This window comes from Leptospira bandrabouensis (genome assembly GCF_004770905.1).
GTDB lineage: Bacteria > Spirochaetota > Leptospiria > Leptospirales > Leptospiraceae > Leptospira_A > Leptospira_A bandrabouensis.
Genome location: NZ_RQHT01000010.1, coordinates 148,696 through 170,406 on the forward strand (window position 1 = coordinate 148,696; position 21,711 = coordinate 170,406).

A 21,711-nucleotide genomic window follows, 5' to 3' on the forward strand; every position below is an offset into this window, starting at 1 on the left:
TTACTTTGCCTTTACCAAACTACTGTTTTTAGTTGCAAGCCATGCCATAACAGCATAAACTTTCTCAGCACCTAAACCTTCCCAAGCTGGCATTCCACCTCGGTTGAGTTTTTGTCTTTCTGGTCCAATTCCTTTCATGATGTTGTTAAACACTTCTTTATCAGTGTTCCCATGAATCCAATCTTTGTCCACAAGACTTGGTCCTACCGCACCTTCTGCAGTTGGGCCGTGGCAAGCAGAACAAATTTGTTTGTATGTTCCTTCGCCTTCTTTAATCGCTACTGCATCATCACGATAAGGGTTTGATCCGTCTTCTGTATTTGCAACAACGGCTTGTTTTGCAGGAAATTGCGCTTCATGTTCAGCAACTTCTTTTTCAAAAGCAACCTCTTGCGGCCATTCAGAATACCAGTGAAAGTATACAACGTAACCGATGGAAACGATGATACTGATCAGCCATACCAATTTCCACCAAGTGGGCATGGGGTTGTCGGCTTGGAAGATTCCGTCTACTTCTTTTGGTTCTTTCATTCGTATTAATCCTCCTCAAGCATTCTATACTTGGGTTTCTCCATTTCGTCTTTAGTACGTTTTTTATAAACGTAGTAGGTGATGTAAGAGATTGCGATCACAAGGATCGGCAATCTCAAACTTTTATAAACGAGTAGAATATCTGCATCGTTCATGATCTTATTTCATACCTTTTTGTAACTCAGCTGAATCTCTTCCAAGTTTTTGTAGGTAGGCTACAAGTGCTTCTCCTTCGGTTTTGTCCTTGAGAAGAGATGGTGCGTTAGCAAAATCTTCTTCAGTATAAGGAACTCCGATGGATTTTAGAGCTTTCATGTTGGATACAACTTGTTCCACATCGACTTTATGAGATTCTTCGAATAACCAAGGGTAAGCAGGCATAATTGAATTAGGTACACCACCCACAGTTCTTGGGTTGATCAAATGGTTTTTATGCCACTCATCAGAACGAAGCATTTGTGATTCATGTGCTAAGTCTGGACCAGTTCTTTTGGATCCCCAAAGGAATGGATGGTCATAAACATACTCTCCACCTTTGGAATATCCAGTTCGTCCATAAGCCTTAGTTGGATCAAAACGATCTACTTCCCATTTGAAAGGGCGTACCATTTGTGTATGGCATCCGATGCAACCTTCCCTTTGATAAGTGTCACGACCCGCTAGTTCCAATGCGGAATATGGTTTCACAGTTGAAATCGGAGTTACCGTTTTTGTAAGAAAAAACGGAGGGATGAGTTCGAAAAGTCCACCTATCACAACGGCAATCGTTGTATAGATAGTAAACTTAACCCCTTTTGTATCCCAATGGTCTGCTATTTCAGAAAACCAATCTAAGAATTTGTTAAATCCAAACATTATGATTTCACTCCTATACGTAAGTCTTGTTCTACAAACCCACTATCTTTGTTTTGAATGGTTTTGATAAAGTTATACACCATAAGAACAATCCCAGTTAGATAGAGTGTTCCTCCGATCGCGCGGAATAATCTGAATGGTTTTAAGAACTCAACAATTTCCACCCAGTCTTTATAAACGAGTTCGCCGTTTTCGCCAACTGCTCGCCACATAGAACCTTCAGTGATACCAGATACCCACATGGAGATGATGTAGAGTAGGATACCAAGAGTTCCTAGCCAGAAGTGTGCGTTAGCAAGTTTTTCGCTATAAAGGTTTGAGTTCCAAAGTCTTGGAACTAAGTAGTAAAGTGCTGCGGCTGACATAAATCCAACCCAACCAAGAGTTCCTGAGTGAACGTGACCAATGATCCAGTCAGTGTTGTGTCCAAGAGCGGAAACGGCACGAATGGAAAGAAGTGGACCTTCAAATGTTGACATACCGTAGAAAGTAACGGCAGCTAACATCATTTTGAGGGTAGCATCTACTTTGATTTTGTCTTTGGCTTGGGTCAGTGTGAGGAATCCGTTTAACATACCACCCCAAGAAGGCATCCATAACATGATGGAGAAAACCATCCCTGTTGTTTGTAACCATTCTGGAATTGGAGAGTAAAGTAAATGGTGTGGGCCTGCCCAAATATAAATAAAGATTAACGACCAGAAATGGATGATCGAAAGTCTATGTGAGTAGATGGGTTGTTTGATGTGTTTTGGGAGGTAGTAATACATAAGTCCCAAAAACGGTGTCGTAAGAACAAAAGCTACCGCGTTGTGTCCATACCACCATTGGATGTTGGCATCAAACACACCTGCGTATACCGAGTAGGATTTTAAAAGGCCTGCTGGGATAACAATGTTGTTTACGATAAAGAGAAGTGGAACTGTTACAAAGGAAGCAATGTAGAACCAAATCGCTACATACATTTGTTCTTCTTTTCTTTTGATTACCGTCATCAAATAGTTTGCAAAGAAAATTACATACCATACAACAATCAATAAGTCGATAGGCCATTCTAATTCGGCATATTCTTTTGATTGGCTGTATCCAAGTGGTAATGTAATCGCTGCAAGGACAATAGTTAGGTTATACAGTGCCAGGTGTATTTTGGAAAGTGTGTCGTTCCACATTCTTGTTCGACACAATCTTTGTACCGTATGGTAGGCTGTGGCGAAGATAACACTCAATGCGAATCCAAAAATGGCTGCATTGGTATGTAGAGGTCGTAACCTTCCGAAGCTCGTCCAAGGTAATTCCAAATTCAGCTGTGGATATACAAGCTGGAAGGCAATAATGACACCAAATGTCATTGATGCAACGCCCCAGACTAACGCTGAAATGATAAACCCTTTTACGATAAAATCGTCATATTGAGTTTTTTCCGTAGCCAATGTTTCTCTCCTTAATCTTTATCAGTTCCATTTATATAGAGAACTAATTCCTTTGTCTATAAAGTGACGAAGAAAAGAAAGAAAAACAGAATGCGGTTCTTAGAATCCTCCCTTGATTTTTGTCAAGGGTAGGTTTGAGACTTAGACTGAGTCTAATTGGTTGAGTGGGAGGGGCGGACTTTCTAACTGCTGTTAGAAAGTCAATTCATAACCTAATTGTGTACGATGTTCGATACCACGATCTCCAGCAATCGCAGTTGGGTGGTATCCTACTCTGTCTACAGTAGAATGCATAAAGAATTTTTCTTTTCTTGTGTCTTCCTGACTAAGTCCAGAGCCAGTCGGATGAAAGTAATAAGCATCAAAGATATTCCAAAAATATACTAACAGTGTAGCCACACCGATGTATTGCATGTCTCGGTAATGTCTTTCTACCGATTCTCTTTGGCCTTTGAATGGACCAAACTGACCTGCGACTACGGCTTCAGCTGGGGAAACTGTGGCTGCTGTTTGTGGAGAGAAGGCAGCACGAAAATAACCATTGGTTGTGTAAGGGTTATCTAAATTGTTATAATCACGTTTGGCATTCAAATACATTCGATGTTTGTCGTAAGTGAAAAAAAGTCCAACAGCAATGATCGAAGGATAAACAATAGCTTGTACTTTTCTGCCTTGTTTCCATTGGCCCCAACCAGGAAGAACAGCAGATCTCCAAGTAGCCCCACCTCTTGTAAGGTTTTTTCGATCTAATTCTGCAAGTCTAAGCTCTTCTTCTTTTTTTCGTTTTGCTTCTGCATCGGCGGATGCATTTTTGGCAGCCAACTCTTTTTCTTGTTTTGCCGCTTCTTCTTGTTCTTTTTTGAGTCTTGCGGCTTCTTCTTTTTCTTTTTTAAGCCTTTCTTTGTCTTCTTCTGCTTTCCTGAGTTTGTCTTCCTCTGCCGCAGTTAGGTGGTCTTTATAAACAACTTTTAGAATATCTGTTTTGTTTAGGACCACTGTGGTTCCGTCTTCTTTTCGAATTTTTAGCTTGTATTGGTCCTGTTCCACTACCTTACCTTGGAGAGTCCCTCCTTTTTTGAGGAGGATGTTCTCTGCAGATAGGTTTCCTGTGAGCACTACCAAAAGTGTTGCGATTTTGATGAATTGTGTAATAGTCAGTTTCAAGGGTATCTCAAGTGTTGGAATATTATATAACAATCTCTATAGTGTTACTTGCTACGTTTCAATTGGTCTCTCCAATGATTTTTGCAATTTGGAAGTTAGGCAAGAATTTTTTTGGAAAAGACGATTCTAAGGCCAAACCACAGTTGGAAATAAATTATCCATGTTATGATAAAGTATGTTCCAAATGTGGTAGTTAGGAAAGCAGAGGGTTTTATGCCTCTACTTCTTGCATTAGGAAGTGATGGACTTGGTCTGCACATTTCCTTCCTTCCGAAATCGCCCAAACAATGAGGGATTGCCCTCGTCTTACGTCTCCGCAAGCGTAAACTTTGGGAACCGAAGTGGCAAAAGATCCTGGTTTGGTTCCGAAATCTGCTTTTACGTTCCCACGTCCATCTAGTTCCAATCCTTCTTTTTGTAAATCAGCGAGTAACCCCTCTTTGACTGGGTTTACAAATCCCATCGCTAGGAAAACTAAATCGGCAGGCCATTCAAATTCGGTTCCGGGGATTGGACTAAACTTTCCATTTTCTTCTTTCACTTCAGATCCGTAGATGGCAGTGACTTCTCCTTTTTCATTGGATTTAAAACCCATAGTAGAAACCGCCCATCTTCGATTCACACCTTCTTCGTGAGAAGTGGAAGTGCGAAGCATTTTCGGATAGAGTGGCCAAGGAGTAGAAACATCTCTTTCTTTTGGAGGTTCTGGGAAAAGTTCGATTTGAGTGACAGATTTGGCTCCGTGTCTATTGGAAGTACCTACACAATCGGATCCAGTATCACCACCACCAATGACAATCACATGTTTGTCTTTGGCATTGATGATTTCAATGTCATCACCTGCTACGTGTTTGTTGTTTTTAGACAAAAACTCCATAGCAAAGTGAACTCCCTTACTGTTTCTGCCTTCAACTGGTAAGTCTCTCGGAACTTCTGATCCACAAGCAAGAACCACTGCATCAAAATCAGCTAATAGTTGTTTTGCTGTAATATCCACTCCCACATTGACATTGGTTTTGAAGGTAACACCTTCTGCTTCCATTTGTTTCATGCGGCGATCGATATGTCTTTTTTCCATTTTAAAATCTGGGATTCCGTAACGGAGTAGGCCACCAATACGATCATTTTTTTCAAAAATGGTGACAGTATGTCCGGCACGAGCTAACTGCTGTCCAGCGGCAAGTCCTGCAGGACCTGAACCAACGACTGCTACTTTTTTCCCAGATTTAGAAACAGGAGGTTGTGGAATGACCCATCCTTCTTCCCAAGCACGATCAATAATCGTTCTTTCAATCGATTTGATCGATACTGGTGGTTCGATGATTCCTAAAGTGCAAGCGGACTCACAAGGAGCAGGGCAGAGCCTTCCTGTAAATTCAGGGAAGTTATTGGTTTTAGAAAGATTTTCCCAAGCTTCTTTCCAACGACCTCGGTAAACAAAGTCATTGAATTCAGGAATGAGGTTATCCACAGGGCAACCTGTTTCGCCGTGGCAAAAAGGAATCCCGCAGTCCATACAACGAGCCCCTTGGTCTTTTGCGATTGCTTCAGGAAAGGGTTTTTCAAACTCTTTGTAGTTTTTGACTCGTTCCTTCGGTTCAATCTTCTGAAGGTATTCTTTTTTAAATTCTAAAAATCCTGTTGGTTTACCCACGAGCTGTTACCCCCTCTTTGTTTGCTTTTCCTGAAGCTTTTTCTTCGGCCATCTTTTCTAGAGCTTTTTTATAATCTCTTGGAATGACTTTGATCATTTGTTTCACTACTGTATCCCAATCCTTAAGAACTTCTTCAGCTCGTTTGGAACCAGTATAAGTTTTATGATCTTCTACCATTTTTCTGACTTCTGCAATTTCACTTGCGTCAGTTAACGGATCTAAGTCGACCATCTCTTTGTTGATGAGAGCTTCTTTGTTTTTCTTTGGATCCCAAAGGTAAGCAATCCCACCAGACATACCAGCAGCAAAGTTACGTCCGATGTCTCCAAGGATAATGACCCGGCCACCAGTCATATATTCACAACCGTGGTCTCCGGTTCCTTCTACGATGACATGAGCCCCTGAGTTACGAACACAGAATCTTTCGCCGGCAATTCCGTTGACATAAGCGTTCCCACTCGTTGCACCAATGAAACAAGTGTTACCGATGACGATATTTTCTTCTGCTTTGTAAGGAGCATTTTTTGGGGTTTGGAAGATAAGTTTTCCTCCACAAAGTCCTTTTCCTACATAGTCATTTCCTTCTCCGATGAGGCGAAGTGTCATTCCTTTGGTTACAAAAGCACCAAACGACTGTCCTGCGGTTCCTGTAAATTCGATATCGATTGTGTCTTCTGACAGTCCGTCCACTCCGTATTTTTTAGTCACTTCGTGACTGAGCATGGTTCCGACAGAACGGTTTAAGTTCACAATGGATGTTTGGATTTTCACAGGTTGTTTGTGGTCAATCGCAGCCAGTGACTTACGAATCAGTTCGTTGTCAATTTGTTCATCCAAGTGGTGGTTTTGTTCTTTGGCACGATAGAGTCCAGTAGGGAACACAGGAGTTGGTCTATGGAGCACTTTGCTAAAATCAAGACCACGCGCCTTCCAATGGTGGTGAGGTCGTTTGAATTTGATTTTTTCTACTTGGCCAATCATTTCTTCAAACGTTCTAAATCCAAGTTTTGCCATAATCTCGCGAACTTCTTCCGCCACAAAGGTCATGAAGTTCACAACATACTCTGGTTTGCCTGTAAATTTACTTCGTAAAAATTCGTCTTGTGTCGCAACACCTACTGGGCAGGTATTGAGATGACATTTACGCATCATGATACAACCCACAGAGACAAGTGCCGAAGTGGAGAATCCAAATTCCTCAGCACCGAGTAGGGCTCCTACAACCACGTCTTTTCCTGTGAGGAGTTTTCCATCTACAGCCAGATACACACGGTCCCGAAGTCCATTGGCAACGAGTGTTTGGTGAGTTTCGGAAAGCCCGAGTTCCCAAGGGGTTCCTGCATGGTGGATAGAAGAAATGGGACTTGCCCCAGTTCCTCCTTCATGTCCTGCGATCAGGATATGATCCGCATGTGCTTTGGCAACACCGGCAGCCACAGTTCCTACACCCGATTCGGAAACAAGTTTCACAGAAACTCGTGCTCTTGGATTCGAGTTTTTTAAATCAAAGATCAACTGTTTTAGATCTTCGATAGAATAAATATCATGGTGAGGAGGAGGGGAAATGAGAGTTACCCCTGGAGTGGAATAACGTAACCAACCAATGTATTTGTCTACTTTGTGGCCTGGAAGCTGTCCACCTTCACCTGGTTTGGCGCCCTGTGCCATTTTGATTTGGATATCATCGGCATTGGTTAGATATTCCATAGTCACACCAAAACGCGCGGACGCAACCTGTTTGATCGCCGAACGCATGCTATCTCCATTCGGGAGGGTTTTGAATCGTACTGGATCTTCTCCACCTTCACCTGTGTTCGATTTGGCACCAATTCGGTTCATCGCAATCGCAAGTGTGGTATGTGCTTCCCAAGAAATGGAACCATGACTCATCGCTCCTGTTTGGAAACGTTTGAGTATGGATTTTACCGATTCCACTTCTTCGATGGGGATCGCTTTGGATCCTTCAAAATCAAGTTGGAACAAACTGCGAAGTGTGATTGCTTTTTCGTTTTGGTTATCGATTAGGCTTGAGAACTCTTTGAATACTTTGTAATCGTTGTCTTGAGTTGCTTTTTGTAGTTTGTGAACTGTAATCGGTGTATAGAGATGGCTATCTCCGTTTTTACGATAGTAGTGCACTCCACCTGGTTCTAGGTTGTTCGGGAAAAAAGTAGGATCGTAAGCTGCTTTGTGGCGACGAACAGTTTCTTCTTCCAACATCTCAAGAGAAAGTCCTTCAATGCGAGACTGAGTTCCTGCAAAGTAAGTATTCACTAATTCGGAATCAAGTCCCACAGCTTCAAAAATTTGAGCACCGCAATACGATTGTAATGTGGAGATCCCCATTTTTGAGAATACTTTAAAAAGTCCTTTCCCAATGGATTTGATATATTTCTTTTTTGCATCCTTGTAATTAGGAACTTCTGGGAGTAATCCTTGTAACGAAAGATCAGCAATGGTTTCAAAAGCCAGGTATGGATTAATGGCGTTGGCACCATATCCGCATAACAAGGCAAAGTGGGCCACTTCTCTTGGTTCTCCAGATTCTAAAACTATCCCTGCGCGAGTGCGGAGACCTTCTCGAATCAAATAGTGGTGGAGTCCCGCCACTGCAAGTAGAGATGGGATGGCCGCTTTTTTCTCACCCACACCGTGGTCGGTTAAGATGATGAGGTTCACTCCTTGTTCACGAATTGCTTTGGCAGCATCAGCACAAACACGATCGAGAGAGTTTCTCATATCATGTTTTTTAGAAGGATCAAAAAGGATTTCAAAAGTTTTGGCTTTGAAATGTCCTTCACTGATTTGTTTGATTTTTTCGAAATCTTCGTTGGTAAGGATTGGATGTTCCAATTCCAAACGATGTGCATGTTCCGGTTCTTCCGAAAGTAGGTTTCCCTCCGGACCAATATAAGTTGTGAGTTCCATCACAAGTTCTTCCCGAATGGGGTCAATTGGTGGATTGGTCACTTGCGCAAAGTTTTGTTTGAAATAACGGAATAGGGGTTGTGGTTTTTCACTTAAGACTGCAAGGGAAGAATCCACACCCATAGAACCAATTGGTTCTTCTCCAGAAACACCCATAGGTTTGATGATGGTAAACACATCTTCATGAGTGTAACCAAAAGCTCTTTGGCGTTCTAGGATGGTTTCGTGTTGCGGTTGTTTTACGTTCTCAGGATCTGGTAAAGATCCAATACGAATCATATTGTCTTCTACCCATTTGCGATAAGGTTTTTGGGTAGCGATTTGTTTTTTGATTTCTTCATCGTCAAGGATTTGACCTTTTTCCATATCGATGAGAAGCATACGACCTGGACGAAGACGGTCTTGGACTAAAACTTCTTCTGGGGGAAGATTGAGAACTCCAGCTTCAGAGGACATGATGACTTCATCATCTTTGGTAACTATATAACGTGCCGGACGAAGTCCATTTCGATCCAGGGTTGCTCCAATGATTCTACCATCAGTAAAAGCAATGGCAGCAGGGCCGTCCCAAGGTTCCATAAAGGTTGCATGGTATTCGTAGAACGCGCGTTTGTCTGCATCCATGGCTTTGTTTTTAGACCATGCTTCCGGAATCATCATCATCACTGCATGGGGAAGAGACCTTCCACCCATCACTAGTAGTTCCAGAACAGTGTCAAAGGTAGCTGTATCCGATTGGCCTTCCATCACAATCGGAAGCATACGGCGAAGTTCATCACCATAAAGTGGAGATTGCATCACCATTTGGCGAGCCGCCATCCAGTTCATGTTCCCACGTAGAGTGTTGATTTCTCCGTTATGCGCAATTTGTCGGTAAGGATGAGCCAAATCCCAGGTAGGGAAGGTGTTTGTTGAAAACCGAGTGTGAGTCAAACAAAACGCAGAAGTTAAGTCAGGAGATTTTAAATCTTCATAGAATTTTTTGACCTGGTCACCGAGTAACATCCCTTTGTATACTATGGTACGAGATGAGAAACTAGGTACGTAGTATTGGGAACGGTCTAGTTTCATCTCAGTTCGAATTCGTCTGTCAATCAAACGACGGATGAGAAATAGTTTTCTTTCGAAGTCGTCAGAAGTTTTAATTTTTTTGGATTTTTTACCAATGAATACTTGTTTAAATACTGGAAGTGTTTTGGAGGCAACTACACCCGCATATTCTTTGTTAATTGGGACATCTCGAAATCCGAGAAATTCTTCCCCTTCATCCACGATGATTTTTTCGATTACGTTTTCCACTGCAGTTCGGGCTTCTGTGTTTTGCGGGAGGAACAAAAATCCCACTGCATAATCGCCTTCTTTTGGCAACGTGAAGGGGAGGACTTTTCTAAAAAATGCATCCGGGATATTGATCATGATCCCAGCACCGTCACCGGTTTTTGGATCTGCCCCTTCTGCCCCCCTGTGTTCTAAATTGCACATGAGGCGGATCCCCTTGTCGACGATATCGCGGGAACGTTTGCCTTTATAATTTGCGATAAAACCAACACCACAGGAATCTTTATCCAAGGCAGGATCATACATACCTTGGGCCTGTGGGCCAAGTGGCGGAAGGATGGGTGGTTGGTTGGATTTTGACATACGTACCCTACTCTAAAGCAATTACTGTACCTTGTTTTTGAATTTGGGTGTACTGTCCAATTATTTTGTTTTCAGCAAAATGATTTATTTTTAGGCAAAATCAAACACTCGAAAATGCATAACTTATAATCAAACAGAATAATATATGTACATTTGGATTGTTTTAGGTGCAATTTTGGATTTAGTCTAAAAAATCTAATAGTACAAGAAAGAAGCGAACTGCAACTTCCATAGGAAGATCGCTTAAATCCCAGCGTACCCACCAAGGGGTATTTCGGGAGTCTATTGGAGGGTCGATTAGCATTTCTTGAGACCGTAAGGATGGGTCGTGGATTTTGGGTGGGGTGCCTTTCATGGCGGCACGTTATGGAGGGAATCATCTTAAAAACGACGTTCCAACTCGGAATCAGTCGGGAGAAGTTTCTCGTGTTAAAAGAGAAATAGATCCTTTATTTGGATTTGATCCCAAGCCAATCGAGCACTCGTTCGGCGGCTTCTTCTTTTGTGAGTTTGGATAAATTCAGTTTAAAATGAGCGGCTTCTTGGTAAACGGGCAACCGTTTTTCCAAAATCGAACGGTAGGAATTTACCTTGGAAAGGTCGGGTCTTGTGGAATCTCCCTTGACTTTTTCAATTAATTCTTCTAAATCCCGTTCCAGATACACAATCCGTCCGATTTTTCTTAAGATATCTAGTTTTCTCCTGCTTGGAATTTCATTTCCAGATTCGTCCAAATCAAATAAAATCCCACCTCCACAATCCAAAATGATCCCGTTGGCATTTTCGAGCTTTTGCAAAATAGAATATTCTAATTCACGGAATTTTTTCCAATCATACTTTTCCACAAAACTGGGAATGGAGATTCCACCAGCTTCGTAAACGGCTGTGGAATCGGTTGAAACAACGGGGAAGTCTGTTTTTTTAGAAAGGGAACGTGAGACCTTGGATTTACCTGCGCCTCTTGCTCCAATGAATATTATGTTCATAAAATTTGGTTCAAACGTTTGTTAAAGTATGGTGGTTAAAAACTATACGTTGAGTAAATCGGCAAGACCGGCTTGTAAGTCAGGAATGTGCACAAAATAAGTTTCTATATCTGCTTCTGTAACACCCGTTTGGCTAAGTGCAAAAGGAGAAATGGGAACAGATTCACCACCGATATCGATTCCGATTCCAGAAACAACAATGAGGATACTCGCAATATGTACTACAGAAGTAAGGATCGGATTGTTTTTGGAATTTTCTGGTGTGAGGTAATTTGCCACCACATCCGTCAATTCCTGCGGGAAGTTCCAACGTTTCAAAAGATTTTCGGACACTTCCATGTGAGTGTACCCAAAGTATTTTTTCTCTAAGTTAGGGAAGGGTTCTTGGTTGTCTTTTAGATCTGCCTTGATTTGCATCATGACAGGGCTGAAAAACTGTGCGAGAACAATTTTTCCCACACTACATAGTAATCCAGAAGTAAAGGCAAGATCCTTATCAATTTTAAGTTTTTTATGTTGTACAATTTTACTAGAAAGTTCGGCTACGAGTAAAGAAGAGGTCCAAAGTTGGGCTGCCTCTAATTGGTAACTATTTAGATCTTGGGAGAGGATCCCTTTAGCAGCTGTGAGAAGTACAATTTCTTTTACCGTTTTGATTCCAAGAGTCATCAGTGCTTCTTGGACCGTACGAATGGGTTTAGATGCTCTATAATAAGCCGAGTTGGAAAGTTTGATTACGTTGGCCGTGATGGCAGGGTCTTTCGAAATTTCCTGCGCCAGGTCTGCAATATTTACGTCTGGCTTTTGGAGTTTTTCCAATACCTTTGAGACAACAGCCGAAATGGCAGGCAGTTTATTTACGTCTTGTAGTATTTCATCAACCTTTGATTTTAGCATATTCGCCTAACGCACCTTATAAAGGTATTTTTCCATACCAGCTTTTTTTAACAATACGCGTCCGTCGTCGCAATAAAGACTGATAGTTCTTCCTTCGTTCCCTGCCACATCTTCCACAATGACAGGGATTTTATTCTCTTCCATAAATTTTTTGACAATAATGATATTCTGTTCCCCGATGTTCTGCAAAAACTGGGAGTTGATTCCTTTGAACATGGAGGCTCCACCAAACATACGACAAGAATATTGCCCAATATTGGAACCTTGTTGTTTCATCATCTCAATGAGGATGGGTAGAGCCGTTTCCCCGTACTTGTGCGGAAACTTCACCGCATCTTTGCCTGTGGGATCTTTGGCAAGCATGATATGGGAGATGGCACCCACTTTCTGTTCTGGATCATACAAAACGATTCCTATGCACGAACCCAATGTAGTTCGGAGCACATCCATATCTTTTCCGACCTTGATGTCGGCAATTCCCACATTGATGATTTTGGATTTTATAGACATTCTACTTGTTTCTAGAGAGTGGAACCGTTACTTAGGTATTATAGATAGTAACCTTTCCTTATGCGTTCAATCAAAAAATCAACTCCCACAAGAAAATCTACCAAAAAAGGTTTCAAAACAACGGAACCTTATCTTTTCCAAACCATCGGAAAATCAGAAGTTCACATCCTTGGAACCGCACATGTCTCCAAACAAAGTGTAGAAGAAGTCGAAAAAATGATTCAGGCACTGAAACCAGATATCATTTGTGTAGAGTTATGTGAATCACGAATGAAGTCGGTAGAAGACCCCGATTATCTAAAAAAATTAGATATATTTAAAGTTTTTAAAGAAAGAAAGATGTGGTTACTTTTATCCAGTCTTATCCTTTCTTCTTTTCAGAAAAAAATTGGAAACAAAGATATCAAACCTGGGGATGAAATGCGAAAAGCGATCACTCTGGGAAGAAAATTAAAAAAACCAGTGGTGGCAGTAGACCGCGAAATCCAGACCACACTGAAAAGGTCTTGGGGAAATGTAGGTTTTTTCTCTAAAATGTATTTATTTAGTGCTCTTCTTGCTTCGCTTCTCGTTCGGGAAGATGTCTCAGATGATAAAATCGAAGAAATGAAATCAGATGATATTTTAAAAGACCTGTTTTCTCAAATTCCCAAAAAATATGAATCGGTCAAACATGTTATCATTGATGAAAGAGACGTTTATTTAGCAGAAAAAATAAGACAAGCTGCGGAAGGGAAGTCGGCAAAAAAAGTTTTGGCTGTTGTAGGTGCTGGTCATTTAGCTGGGATCGAACGAAATATTCAATCAATTAACGATTTATCCGTGTTAGATGAAGTTCCCAAACGCAAATGGTGGGACAATATTAGTATTATTTTATATCCTGTTTTTTTTGCAGGCCTCATTGGTTACACTACTTGGAGCCAAGGTGGGGAAGCAGGGATGGATTTATTTTCAAAACTCATTTATATCAAAGGGGGACTGGCTGCACTTGGTGCTCTCATCGCTTGGGCACATCCCATTTCAATTTTACTTGCCTTTATCACAGCTCCGATTGGAACTTTTGTGCCCATCTTTAAAGCAGGTTGGGTCAGTGCTCTTTCGGAATCCTATTTGCGGAAACCTCTTGTGGAAGACTTCGAACATATCGCAGAAGATTCAGAATCCGTGGCAGGTTTTTGGAAAAACCGTGTCCTTCATATTTTTCTCGTTTTTTTCCTTCCTCAATTTGGATCGACCATTGGTACTTTTATTGTCGCAGGAAAAGGCTTGAAGAATTTATTTTAAAGAGTAAGATAGAGTCGTCTAAGCACTGTAGCAGAAGAGTATGAAACGTAAGTTTGCAATTGGATTCATTCTAATTTTTCTCACTTATTTAGGGTGTAAATCATCCGTATTTGGGTTTTGTACTTCTGCAGAAAAGTTTGTGGAGCGGGCATCTGTTCCGCCTTGCCACCAAACCGCTGATTCCAAAGAGGATGCGACTAATTCCTGTGAGTGCCCCATCACACACGAAGAACTACAAACTTCCAGTGGAACAGATTTCCCGATTTGGAAACAGATGAAATTTGTGGTTTGGAATGGATTCTCCGCTGTAAAACCACAATACCTTCCTGATTCGTCCACAAAGTGGTTAGTATCTGGCCCTCGCCGTTCTCCTTCTTATTTTCCCACAAAAACGATCCGACTTCTGATTTGAGATTACCACGCCAATTCTTGGTGAAGTGATTTTTAATTTATTTGTTTTTAAATTTTAACAGAGGTTATACGATATGAATCGCAAAGAATTATTACAAAAAGCAGGGATGGCAGTTGCCGTTTCAGGAATTTTATCTACACTTTCGGCAGAAGACCATGATCACTCAACGATGGCAGCTTCCTCTTCTGGAAAATCTAAGTATTCCAAAGCAATGATGGCAGCGATGCATTGCCAACTTGCAGCTGAAGTTTGCCTTAGCCATTGTCTTACGGAACTGGGAAAGGGAGATAAGTCTTTAGCTGCTTGTGCCACAAGTACAAGAGAAGTGATTAGTTTATGTGAATCCTTTGTAAAACTCGCAAGTCAATCTTCCGCTTATACAAAGAAATTAGCAAACCTTTGTATTGAAGTTTGTGAGGCCTGTGCTAAAGAATGTGATAAACATGCTAACCACCACGCCGTTTGTAAAGAGTGCCGAGACAGCTGCCTTGCTTGTGTGAAAGAGTTAAAAAAAGTTTAATAGATCGATTAACTGAAGATTGATTTTGAACGAAAAAACTGTCCGCTGTTTGGCGGGCAGTTTTTTTTTGTTAAAAAAACTCTAAAAATCTAACGTTTTTTCGCCTTTTTTTTAGGTTTTGGTTTGGCCACTGGCTTTGGTGCCGGTTTGGCTTTTTTCGCTCCTGACTTCTTTTTTGCCGCCAGTTGTTTTTGGTTCTTTTTATAAACCGATGGTTCGTATTTAGAAAAATCCACTTCGATCTTTTTGGGAACGGCAAATTCAGGATTAGCTTTTGGTGAAGCAGGTATGGCAATATTGTCTTTAGGAGTTCCTAAAAATTCTCTAAGTGTTCGAATGTTTTCGTTTCTTCTGACTAAGTTGTAATTTCCAGGAATATCGAACCATAAGTCACGACCTTGGCCAAATTCTGTACTTTCTTGTGGGGGAAAGGAAAAATCTTCAATGGCAGATAGAGGTTGGAAGAGGGGAAAGAACAAAGCATTTTTATAATTTGTTTTTACCCAATCCGATTCATAACCCCAATAGGATTGTCTTGTATTCGTAAATCGGTCTGATCCATGAAAGGGAGTACCGAGAGTGATGAGTCGTTTTACTTTTCGTCTGGCTTCGTCAGGTAAAATCAAAACGAGGAGTCCGCCCGTATTGTGTGCAATCAAAGTAACTTCGTTAGGCGCTGTTAGGATTTGACTGGCAAGATGTTTGACGGCTTCTTCCAAAGAGAGGGGGTTTCTGAGAGTGGAAAGAATTCCTACTTTAAAACCCAAGTTATCTAAATTGGATTTAAGTCTCGAATAGTAGGAACGCCCAGCCTGAAAACCAGGGACTATCAAAATGTTTTTATCCTTATTGTTTTCCACAAACAAATGGCTAGGGAGATAAAACGATAAAAGCGCCCAAAAACGTTCCAGATATTCTATAAATCGAAACATGAATTAAATAATTCTGCCAGACTCAATTCTTGTCTATGAAAATCAATTCCTACACCAGAAGAATTCCTGAATTGACCGATAACCGTACTCACATAGGATTGCCTTTTAGAATCGTATGCGTTTGAGTTTCTCACTTATTTTATGTTTTGGGTTTTTCTCTACAGTTCTCTGGGCAAATCCAGGGAATTATGAAGAAGCAGCGAGACTTTTACCCCAAATTTGGGAAACTAAATACCCCCTTCCTTATGGAAAATTGACGAGAATAGATCCTTTGAAACAAGGGATACGCCAAGTAACCAGAAAAAAGGGAAAATATTGGATGTACAATTTCGAAGTTTTTATGCCAAAATACGAACGAAAAGAAACCGTTGCTCTTCCAAAAGAAGAGGGTCGCAGTATCCTCGTATTTTTTTTATGGAATCCGGGGATCACAGAGGAACCTTACCGGATTGAACTTGGGGAACCACACGAAGGGAAATAATATGGACAAACAGAAATCGGACCAACTGATCAGAGAAACAATGAAAGCGGCAGGCCTCACAGATGCCTTCATTGCCGATTTTATCACAAAGGTAGATGCTGTGCGAAACGGGGAAACCGGAATTGTCAAATGGGAAGAAGTTGGCGATTTAGATCCAAAAACCGATGAAATTTCTTTAGAATCCATCCATTCATCTTATCCTATCGATCTCAGTTTACTTTCCAAATTGGTTGTCATCAAACTGAATGGCGGTCTTGGAACCAGTATGGGTTTGGATAAGGCAAAGTCCCTCATACCGATTAAGGATTCGATGTCTTTTCTTGCGGTTATGGCAAAACAAATTGAGTACATTCGTTCCGAGTATGGAATTGATGTTCCTCTCCTTTTTATGGATTCTTATAATACACAAAAAGACTCACAAAAGGAATTAGAAAAAAACGGATTCAAACAAACTCTACGAACCAGTTTTTTACAAAACAAAGTTCCAAGGTTAGATGCAGAAACCTTTGCACCCATCCAAAACAAAAATGAAAAAGAAAATTGGTGCCCACCGGGACATGGTGATATTTATTTTACGATGGTGCAAGAAGGCATTTTGGATGAATTACTTTCGAAAGGTTATGAAATTGCTTTCCTTTCCAATGGGGACAACTTAGGAGCTACCGTTGATCCGCATATTGTCAGTTATCTTTTAAAAGAAAACATTCATTTTGCAATGGAGATGACTCCTAAAACTTTAGCAGACAAAAAGGGAGGAGCCATCTACCGCAAAATGGTTGGTGGAAAATTCATAAAATATGAGTTATTGGAAACGGCTCAGGTTCCCAAGGAACATGAAAATGAGTTTAGTGGGCTAGGCAAATTTAGAACTTTTTCAACGAACAATCTTTGGATCAATCTTCGTGCCTTAAAAGAAAGATTCAACCAAGGAAACTTTTCTTTATCACTCATTGTCAATCCTAAACAAGTAGATGGAAAATCGGTCATTCAATTAGAAACGGCAATGGGAAGTGCTGTGGGAAATTTTTCTAAATTTAAAGGAATCATCATCCCACGAGACCGGTTTGCCCCTGTTAAAAAAACAGAAGATTATTTGATTCGTCGTTCCGATGCCTATGTACTAAATTCTGATTTTTCACTCACGATGACAAAGGAAAGAAAGGCGGCAGGGCTCGGGGAAATTCTTGTCCAACTTGATGAAACCTATTATAAAAAAATACATCAATTCGATCATCTTTTCCAAAAGTATCCATCTTTAGTGCATTGTGAAGAATTGAAAGTAACAGGTGAAATTTTATTTGATATCCCCATCACGATCAAAGGTAAAGTTCTGTTTCAGAATGTATCGGGTGAATTAAAATCCATTTCTTCACTTGGTAGAAATGAATTTGAAAACGAAACCATCACTCTATGAAATTATTTTATCCATTCATTGCCCTCGTTGTTTTAGTAAATTGTGGTTCGCCATTTTCGTTTCGTTCGGCATGTTACGAACGAAATAAATGTTCTACGATAGAAGGTAATTGTTTTTTAAAAAATGACGCATTTTATAAAATCGCGACAAATAGCCCCGATTATAGCGGCCCAGACTTGGCCGCACTCGTAGGAAGTTGTATCGGTTTAGAGAAAACTTGTCGCAAAAACTGCGAAAGTGGAACTGTTTTTTAGTTTCAGGTTTTGATTTACTCTCGAATAAAAGACAGTTGGCTTTTTTCAGGAACTAATCCTTTATCTTCAAATTCACCTGATAGAGAATCATAGTTAGGTGATAGTTTAATTTTCCATTTGCCTTTTTCTTCCAGTAGGTCGGAATCTACTATGTTTTTGCCACGAAAGATTTCGTTTTCATTCCATTTCATGATGATGTTTCCTTCCACATCCTCAGCTTCAATGGTCAATCGAACCGGTTTTATTTTGTTTTTCCCGTCCCAATACATGGCAGTCCACGGCCCAATAAACTTTTGTATGGCGGACTCTCCAAAAGTTTTCACTTTTTTTGTATCGATTACAGTTTCTGAAATCACTGATGTCACAGGTTTTGAAAATAAACTTTCACCGCTCCCTTTGGAAACAGATTGGATCGCAAAAAAATAAAACTGATTTTTGGTTAGATTTTGTAATTTGAAATTTGTCTCAGATGTTTCTTTGACAAGACTCCACTCCGGATCATTTTTTTTGCGCATATAAATTTTGTATGATGTAACTTTGGGAATCGGATTCCAGCTGAATAAAAATTCGCTTGTCTTTCGATTTTCAGAAACATTGAGTTCGGGAGGTTTGATTCCTAAAGACCTACCTGCAACAAGCGAAGGAAATCCAATGTCTGGTTCCGAAGGATGGCTAAACAAGTTCCCCTCAAATTCAGAAGCTACTGCATAAAAAGATTCTGTATCAGTGGATTCATTATCTTTGAACTGTAACTCTGTAGTTTTTGCAATTTCTTTCCATGATCCATTCGATTTACGAAAGATACGGTAGTTAAGAGCACTCGGCGATCCTTCCCATTGCAAAATTGTGGATCCCGCATACAAACCTTTGGAAGCGGTTAGGTTGATTGGTCTTGGTTTTAATACTTCCGACGGGTCTAAGTGAGCCGAAACATAATAACTAGACTCACCAATCAATTGGTTTCTTTCCGGGACCACTTGGTAGATCTCGCTATCTCCATTGCGACTGGCTTTTAAATCAATGTAGGATGTTTTTTCTGTTTTACCCAAAAATCGGTAGATCCTTGCCATGGGGTTCCATTTATAAATGGCATAAGTGGTGGAGATAGGTTGCGGGTCCCATTCTAATAAAATTCGATCATTGGTCGGAGCTACTGTTGCGCGAAGGTTCGTGACAGGAAGAATTCCCGCAGGTTTGGGGGGATCTACCGCATAACCATCGTTTGAATCCAGAGAGGCTTTCGAAAGAAAATTTTCATCCAAACTAGCCACTCGGTAATTGTAGGCCGTGTTTTTTTGGATTCCGAAGTCTTCGAAGAAGGCTTGTTTGGAAAGACCAACCAATTGGTATTTGTTATCAATTTTTCGTTTGCGATAAACTTCATAACCGATGGCTCTTTTTTCTCTCGACCAACTAATGCGAATGCGATCGGAAAAATCACCTCGGGAAGCAAATACTTCTTTGGGAGGATATAGGTTGTGTTCCCCGTATTCTAATGATTCCAAAGCATCACTCAGTTTGTTTGGAGTCAGGAGTTCATTTTCCGTTTCAGGGTCGGCTACATAAACCGACTTTGTATATTTGGGGAAGGTATCGTAAGAGATCCATAAATACCCTTGGTCTCCCCAGGTTGTTCCCCAAGAATTCCATACTTTGAATGCTTTCTTTTTATCATTAAAACCTAAAATGACAAGAGACTGTGCTCCTAAAATTTCACCCGTTCCGATTTCGAAAACTGTATCTGGTTTTGGATCCCGAAAATTTTCATAAACCAAGTATCCTATGAGTACCGGTTTTTTTTCGATTAATGCAAGTTTGATGGAAGTCAGATCATGTGGTTCGATTCGATAAATTCTTCGAAGCCTAGCTTTTCTTCCTAATTCGACTATGTCAGCTTTGGGTCTTGTGCGGAAACTGGAAGAGGATTCGTTCATTTGTTCTAAAGAGACAGAACCTCGGCTTTCCGCAAGAACCAACGCATCCAAAAGAGAAACTGCCTGGTCTTTCCCACTGTTTAGTTGGTTGTATATAAAGTTAGGTGAGTAGAGCACTTTTTGTCCATTGGCAGAATTGGGTGAGATGGCAGATAAATTCCGAATCCCTTTTTTTTTGGCCTCTAAATAGGAAATAAGTCCATACCCTACCGTATAACCTACGTTATCTTTGTAAATTCCTTGGTCGGAGGGAGATGGGAATTCATTACTAAGATCAAAACTTCCAGGAAGGTCGGAACTGGTTCCTTCGGCTCGGAAAGGGGGGATGGTTTGGTAGAGTTCGAATGGATCGGGAACTAGGCCTGGTTTTCTTGCCGAGGATTTGGATTCTGTTTTTCCGGTAATGGGTTTGGACTGGAATCCGGCGATGATCACTGAAACCACTATAAAAATAGTTCCAATGGCGATTCTATGTTTGTTGTTCCTTAACATTTCAGTCCTCTTCTAAATCAAAACTGATAGGGAGTCTATGTGCCATTCGAGTTGGTTTCCCTTTATCATAACCAGGTGAAAAACGAGCTCTTTGGATGATGCGAATGGCAGCTTCGTCAAATCCGTATCCTGCTCTGCCGGAAACAATTTTGACTCCTTGCAGAACACCTTGTTCGTCTACCTGCACCATCACCACCACAGTCTTTTGGCTGATGTTTGCTGCCTTGGCAGCTTCTGGAAAATATGATTTCAAATCAAAGTCAATGATGGGAGTCGGAGGACGATCTCCATTGAAGGAAAATAAATACCCGTCTTTATCGGTTCCATTTCCTGATAGTTGGTTGGGATTTAAGTCAGAGTTATCAGGTTTTTCTTCTGCATCTTTACTGGATCCTTCCACCCATTCTTGTTTTTCGACAGGGGCTGGACTCGAAGTTCCGCCAATGAGTTCGGGAGGAATTTCTTCAAAGGAAACATCCATATCTTCCATCGATGTTTCTTGGTAGGCAGCACTGCTCGGAAGTGTGAGTATAAAATAAATCAAATAACAAAATAGGTGCAACCCAACAGAGGCAAAGAGACTGGCCCGAAAGAGCCCGAACCGTCTCAGTTTGTATTGCAGATATAAGGTAAATGATTTCATGGAAGGATCTTCTAGTGGTGGATATTCGGTGTTGAACTAGAGGACTGGTTGTGTTTTCCACTCGTGATAAAACTGGCATGGATTTCTTTAGAAAGAATTTCTAAGTGTCCGATGATGAGTTTCATTTTACGAGTGAAGTAGTTATTCGCCATCACCACAGGGATTGCCACAGCAAGTCCAGCGGCCGTAGCTAGGAGGGCTGTTGAGATACTTCGCATCACCACTTCCGCTCCTGAGTTTCCAAGAGTACCAAGACCATAAAAGGCTTTGATGACCCCAAGCACCGTTCCCAATAGTCCGATGAAGGGAGTGTTATTTCCAAGGGTGTTGAGAATGGGGAGTCTTTCTTCCAGACCCAATTTTTCTTTCAAAATTTTCCCTTCCATCAGCTCTTCTAGGCCTTTGTGGTTTTCCTTTTCTCGTTCCAAAACAAAATGCATGAACCGCGTGTAAGAATTTTCCATAGGGTGAGTTTCTAAGAGTTTTTCTGTCCCTTTTAAGTCTCTATGGCGGATGAGAAGAGTGAGTGAATCGAGAAGTGACTCGGATTCTTTGTTAAAATTACGTTTATAAACAATCAACCTTTCGATAAATACGGCAATTGCGAGAATACTCGCAAATAACATAACGAGGAAGATGATTTTTTCCCCAAGGTCTACGAAATCTTGCATTTTTGGAACCTTCTAACGGACAGAATTCTCTACCTTGGACTGTAATCAAAGAGAAAAATTGCAGAAAAAGAACTTCG

20 protein-coding genes are annotated in these 21,711 nt (G+C 40.9%); 6 read left to right on the forward strand and 14 right to left on the reverse strand.

The window, feature by feature from the left end:
• The 10 genes from EHR07_RS02850 to EHR07_RS02895 form a co-directional block, all read right to left on the reverse strand.
• A complete protein-coding gene (locus tag EHR07_RS02850) occupies positions 1-531 on the reverse strand; it encodes a c-type cytochrome (protein WP_135568538.1) in 531 nt (176 codons plus the stop codon).
• A gap of 5 nt (positions 532-536) precedes the next feature.
• A complete protein-coding gene (locus tag EHR07_RS02855) occupies positions 537-686 on the reverse strand; it encodes a hypothetical protein (protein WP_002991638.1) in 150 nt (49 codons plus the stop codon).
• Between the two features lie 4 nt (positions 687-690).
• Complete coding sequence (ccoO, locus tag EHR07_RS02860) at positions 691-1,386, reverse strand: cytochrome-c oxidase, cbb3-type subunit II (protein ID WP_135743685.1); 696 nt, start codon at positions 1,384-1,386, stop codon at positions 691-693.
• Complete coding sequence (ccoN, locus tag EHR07_RS02865; RefSeq protein ID WP_135743686.1) at positions 1,386-2,816, reverse strand: cytochrome-c oxidase, cbb3-type subunit I; 1,431 nt, start codon at positions 2,814-2,816, stop codon at positions 1,386-1,388. The genes ccoO and ccoN overlap by 1 nt, the downstream gene beginning before the upstream one ends.
• Positions 2,817-3,008: 192 nt before the next feature.
• On the reverse strand, positions 3,009-3,980 hold the full coding sequence (locus EHR07_RS02870) for an LA_0442/LA_0875 N-terminal domain-containing protein (protein ID WP_135743687.1): 972 nt from the start codon (positions 3,978-3,980) through the stop codon (positions 3,009-3,011).
• Between the two features lie 211 nt (positions 3,981-4,191).
• Positions 4,192-5,634 carry a glutamate synthase subunit beta gene (locus tag EHR07_RS02875; RefSeq protein WP_135743688.1) on the reverse strand — a complete coding sequence of 481 codons (1,443 nt, stop codon included), beginning with the start codon at positions 5,632-5,634 and terminating at the stop codon, positions 4,192-4,194.
• Positions 5,627-10,204, reverse strand: a complete 4,578-nt coding sequence (gltB, locus tag EHR07_RS02880) for a glutamate synthase large subunit (protein ID WP_135743689.1) — start codon at positions 10,202-10,204, stop codon at positions 5,627-5,629. The genes EHR07_RS02875 and gltB overlap by 8 nt, the downstream gene beginning before the upstream one ends.
• A 449-nt stretch (positions 10,205-10,653) precedes the next feature.
• Complete coding sequence (locus EHR07_RS02885; protein ID WP_135743690.1) at positions 10,654-11,190, reverse strand: shikimate kinase; 537 nt, start codon at positions 11,188-11,190, stop codon at positions 10,654-10,656.
• Between the two features lie 42 nt (positions 11,191-11,232).
• The gene (locus tag EHR07_RS02890) at positions 11,233-12,087 is read right to left on the reverse strand and encodes an HDOD domain-containing protein (protein WP_135743691.1); all 855 of its coding nucleotides are present in this window, start codon (positions 12,085-12,087) and stop codon (positions 11,233-11,235) included.
• 6 nt (positions 12,088-12,093) lie between these two features.
• The gene (locus tag EHR07_RS02895; RefSeq protein WP_135743692.1) at positions 12,094-12,597 is read right to left on the reverse strand and encodes a chemotaxis protein CheD; all 504 of its coding nucleotides are present in this window, start codon (positions 12,595-12,597) and stop codon (positions 12,094-12,096) included.
• Positions 12,598-12,657: 60 nt separating this feature from the next.
• Between EHR07_RS02895 and EHR07_RS02900 the strand changes: the two genes are divergently transcribed.
• The 3 genes from EHR07_RS02900 (at position 12,658) to EHR07_RS02910 (ending at position 14,813) form a co-directional block, all read left to right on the forward strand.
• The gene (locus tag EHR07_RS02900) at positions 12,658-13,881 is read left to right on the forward strand and encodes a TraB/GumN family protein (protein WP_135743693.1); all 1,224 of its coding nucleotides are present in this window, start codon (positions 12,658-12,660) and stop codon (positions 13,879-13,881) included.
• A gap of 40 nt (positions 13,882-13,921) precedes the next feature.
• On the forward strand, positions 13,922-14,293 hold the full coding sequence (locus EHR07_RS02905; protein ID WP_135743694.1) for a hypothetical protein: 372 nt from the start codon (positions 13,922-13,924) through the stop codon (positions 14,291-14,293).
• 73 nt (positions 14,294-14,366) lie between these two features.
• Entirely contained in the window at positions 14,367-14,813 is a 447-nt protein-coding gene (locus EHR07_RS02910) for a four-helix bundle copper-binding protein (RefSeq protein ID WP_135743695.1), read from the forward strand.
• 89 nt (positions 14,814-14,902) lie between these two features.
• On the opposite strand, the gene EHR07_RS02915 is transcribed toward EHR07_RS02910, so the two are convergent.
• Complete coding sequence (locus EHR07_RS02915) at positions 14,903-15,745, reverse strand: esterase/lipase family protein (RefSeq protein WP_135743696.1); 843 nt, start codon at positions 15,743-15,745, stop codon at positions 14,903-14,905.
• Between the two features lie 115 nt (positions 15,746-15,860).
• Here EHR07_RS02915 and EHR07_RS02920 point away from each other — a divergent pair, with 115 nt between their 5' ends.
• The 3 genes from EHR07_RS02920 to EHR07_RS02930 are packed head-to-tail and all read left to right on the forward strand — an operon-like array spanning position 15,861 to position 17,894.
• Positions 15,861-16,226, forward strand: a complete 366-nt coding sequence (locus EHR07_RS02920) for a hypothetical protein (RefSeq protein ID WP_135743697.1) — start codon at positions 15,861-15,863, stop codon at positions 16,224-16,226.
• A gap of 1 nt (position 16,227) precedes the next feature.
• Positions 16,228-17,640 carry a UTP--glucose-1-phosphate uridylyltransferase gene (locus tag EHR07_RS02925; protein ID WP_135743698.1) on the forward strand — a complete coding sequence of 471 codons (1,413 nt, stop codon included), beginning with the start codon at positions 16,228-16,230 and terminating at the stop codon, positions 17,638-17,640.
• Entirely contained in the window at positions 17,637-17,894 is a 258-nt protein-coding gene (locus EHR07_RS02930; protein ID WP_135743699.1) for an LA_0364 family Cys-rich lipoprotein, read from the forward strand. Before EHR07_RS02925 ends, EHR07_RS02930 begins: the two co-directional genes overlap by 4 nt.
• Positions 17,895-17,908: 14 nt before the next feature.
• Here EHR07_RS02930 and EHR07_RS02935 read toward each other — a convergent pair whose 3' ends face one another.
• Genes EHR07_RS02935 through EHR07_RS02945 form a run of 3 tightly spaced genes read right to left on the reverse strand, consistent with a single transcriptional unit; the run spans position 17,909 to position 21,634 of the window.
• Positions 17,909-20,320, reverse strand: a complete 2,412-nt coding sequence (locus tag EHR07_RS02935) for a fibronectin type III domain-containing protein (protein ID WP_135743700.1) — start codon at positions 20,318-20,320, stop codon at positions 17,909-17,911.
• Between the two features lies 1 nt (position 20,321).
• Positions 20,322-20,963, reverse strand: coding sequence for an energy transducer TonB (locus EHR07_RS02940; protein ID WP_135743701.1), 642 nt, complete (start codon positions 20,961-20,963; stop codon positions 20,322-20,324).
• A gap of 11 nt (positions 20,964-20,974) precedes the next feature.
• Positions 20,975-21,634 (reverse strand): MotA/TolQ/ExbB proton channel family protein, encoded by a 660-nt coding sequence (locus tag EHR07_RS02945; RefSeq protein ID WP_004788069.1) that lies wholly within the window; start codon positions 21,632-21,634, stop codon positions 20,975-20,977.
• Positions 21,635-21,711 lie beyond the last annotated feature (77 nt).

Excerpts from the sequence above, each read along its gene's own strand:
- EHR07_RS02850 (WP_135568538.1), bottom strand. The coding sequence starts at position 531 with ATGAAAGAACCAAAAGAAGTAGACGGAATCTTCCAAGCCGACAACCCC.
- EHR07_RS02855 (WP_002991638.1), bottom strand. The coding sequence starts at position 686 with ATGAACGATGCAGATATTCTACTCGTTTATAAAAGTTTGAGATTGCCG.
- ccoO (WP_135743685.1), bottom strand. The coding sequence starts at position 1,386 with ATGTTTGGATTTAACAAATTCTTAGATTGGTTTTCTGAAATAGCAGAC.
- gltB (WP_135743689.1), bottom strand. The coding sequence starts at position 10,204 with ATGTCAAAATCCAACCAACCACCCATCCTTCCGCCACTTGGCCCACAG.
- EHR07_RS02885 (WP_135743690.1), bottom strand. The coding sequence starts at position 11,190 with ATGAACATAATATTCATTGGAGCAAGAGGCGCAGGTAAATCCAAGGTC.
- EHR07_RS02890 (WP_135743691.1), bottom strand. The coding sequence starts at position 12,087 with ATGCTAAAATCAAAGGTTGATGAAATACTACAAGACGTAAATAAACTG.
- EHR07_RS02895 (WP_135743692.1), bottom strand. The coding sequence starts at position 12,597 with ATGTCTATAAAATCCAAAATCATCAATGTGGGAATTGCCGACATCAAG.
- EHR07_RS02900 (WP_135743693.1), top strand. The coding sequence starts at position 12,658 with ATGCGTTCAATCAAAAAATCAACTCCCACAAGAAAATCTACCAAAAAA.
- EHR07_RS02905 (WP_135743694.1), top strand. The coding sequence starts at position 13,922 with ATGAAACGTAAGTTTGCAATTGGATTCATTCTAATTTTTCTCACTTAT.
- EHR07_RS02910 (WP_135743695.1), top strand. The coding sequence starts at position 14,367 with ATGAATCGCAAAGAATTATTACAAAAAGCAGGGATGGCAGTTGCCGTT.
- EHR07_RS02915 (WP_135743696.1), bottom strand. The coding sequence starts at position 15,745 with ATGTTTCGATTTATAGAATATCTGGAACGTTTTTGGGCGCTTTTATCG.
- EHR07_RS02920 (WP_135743697.1), top strand. The coding sequence starts at position 15,861 with ATGCGTTTGAGTTTCTCACTTATTTTATGTTTTGGGTTTTTCTCTACA.
- EHR07_RS02925 (WP_135743698.1), top strand. The coding sequence starts at position 16,228 with ATGGACAAACAGAAATCGGACCAACTGATCAGAGAAACAATGAAAGCG.
- EHR07_RS02930 (WP_135743699.1), top strand. The coding sequence starts at position 17,637 with ATGAAATTATTTTATCCATTCATTGCCCTCGTTGTTTTAGTAAATTGT.
- EHR07_RS02935 (WP_135743700.1), bottom strand. The coding sequence starts at position 20,320 with ATGTTAAGGAACAACAAACATAGAATCGCCATTGGAACTATTTTTATA.
- EHR07_RS02940 (WP_135743701.1), bottom strand. The coding sequence starts at position 20,963 with ATGAAATCATTTACCTTATATCTGCAATACAAACTGAGACGGTTCGGG.
- EHR07_RS02945 (WP_004788069.1), bottom strand. The coding sequence starts at position 21,634 with ATGCAAGATTTCGTAGACCTTGGGGAAAAAATCATCTTCCTCGTTATG.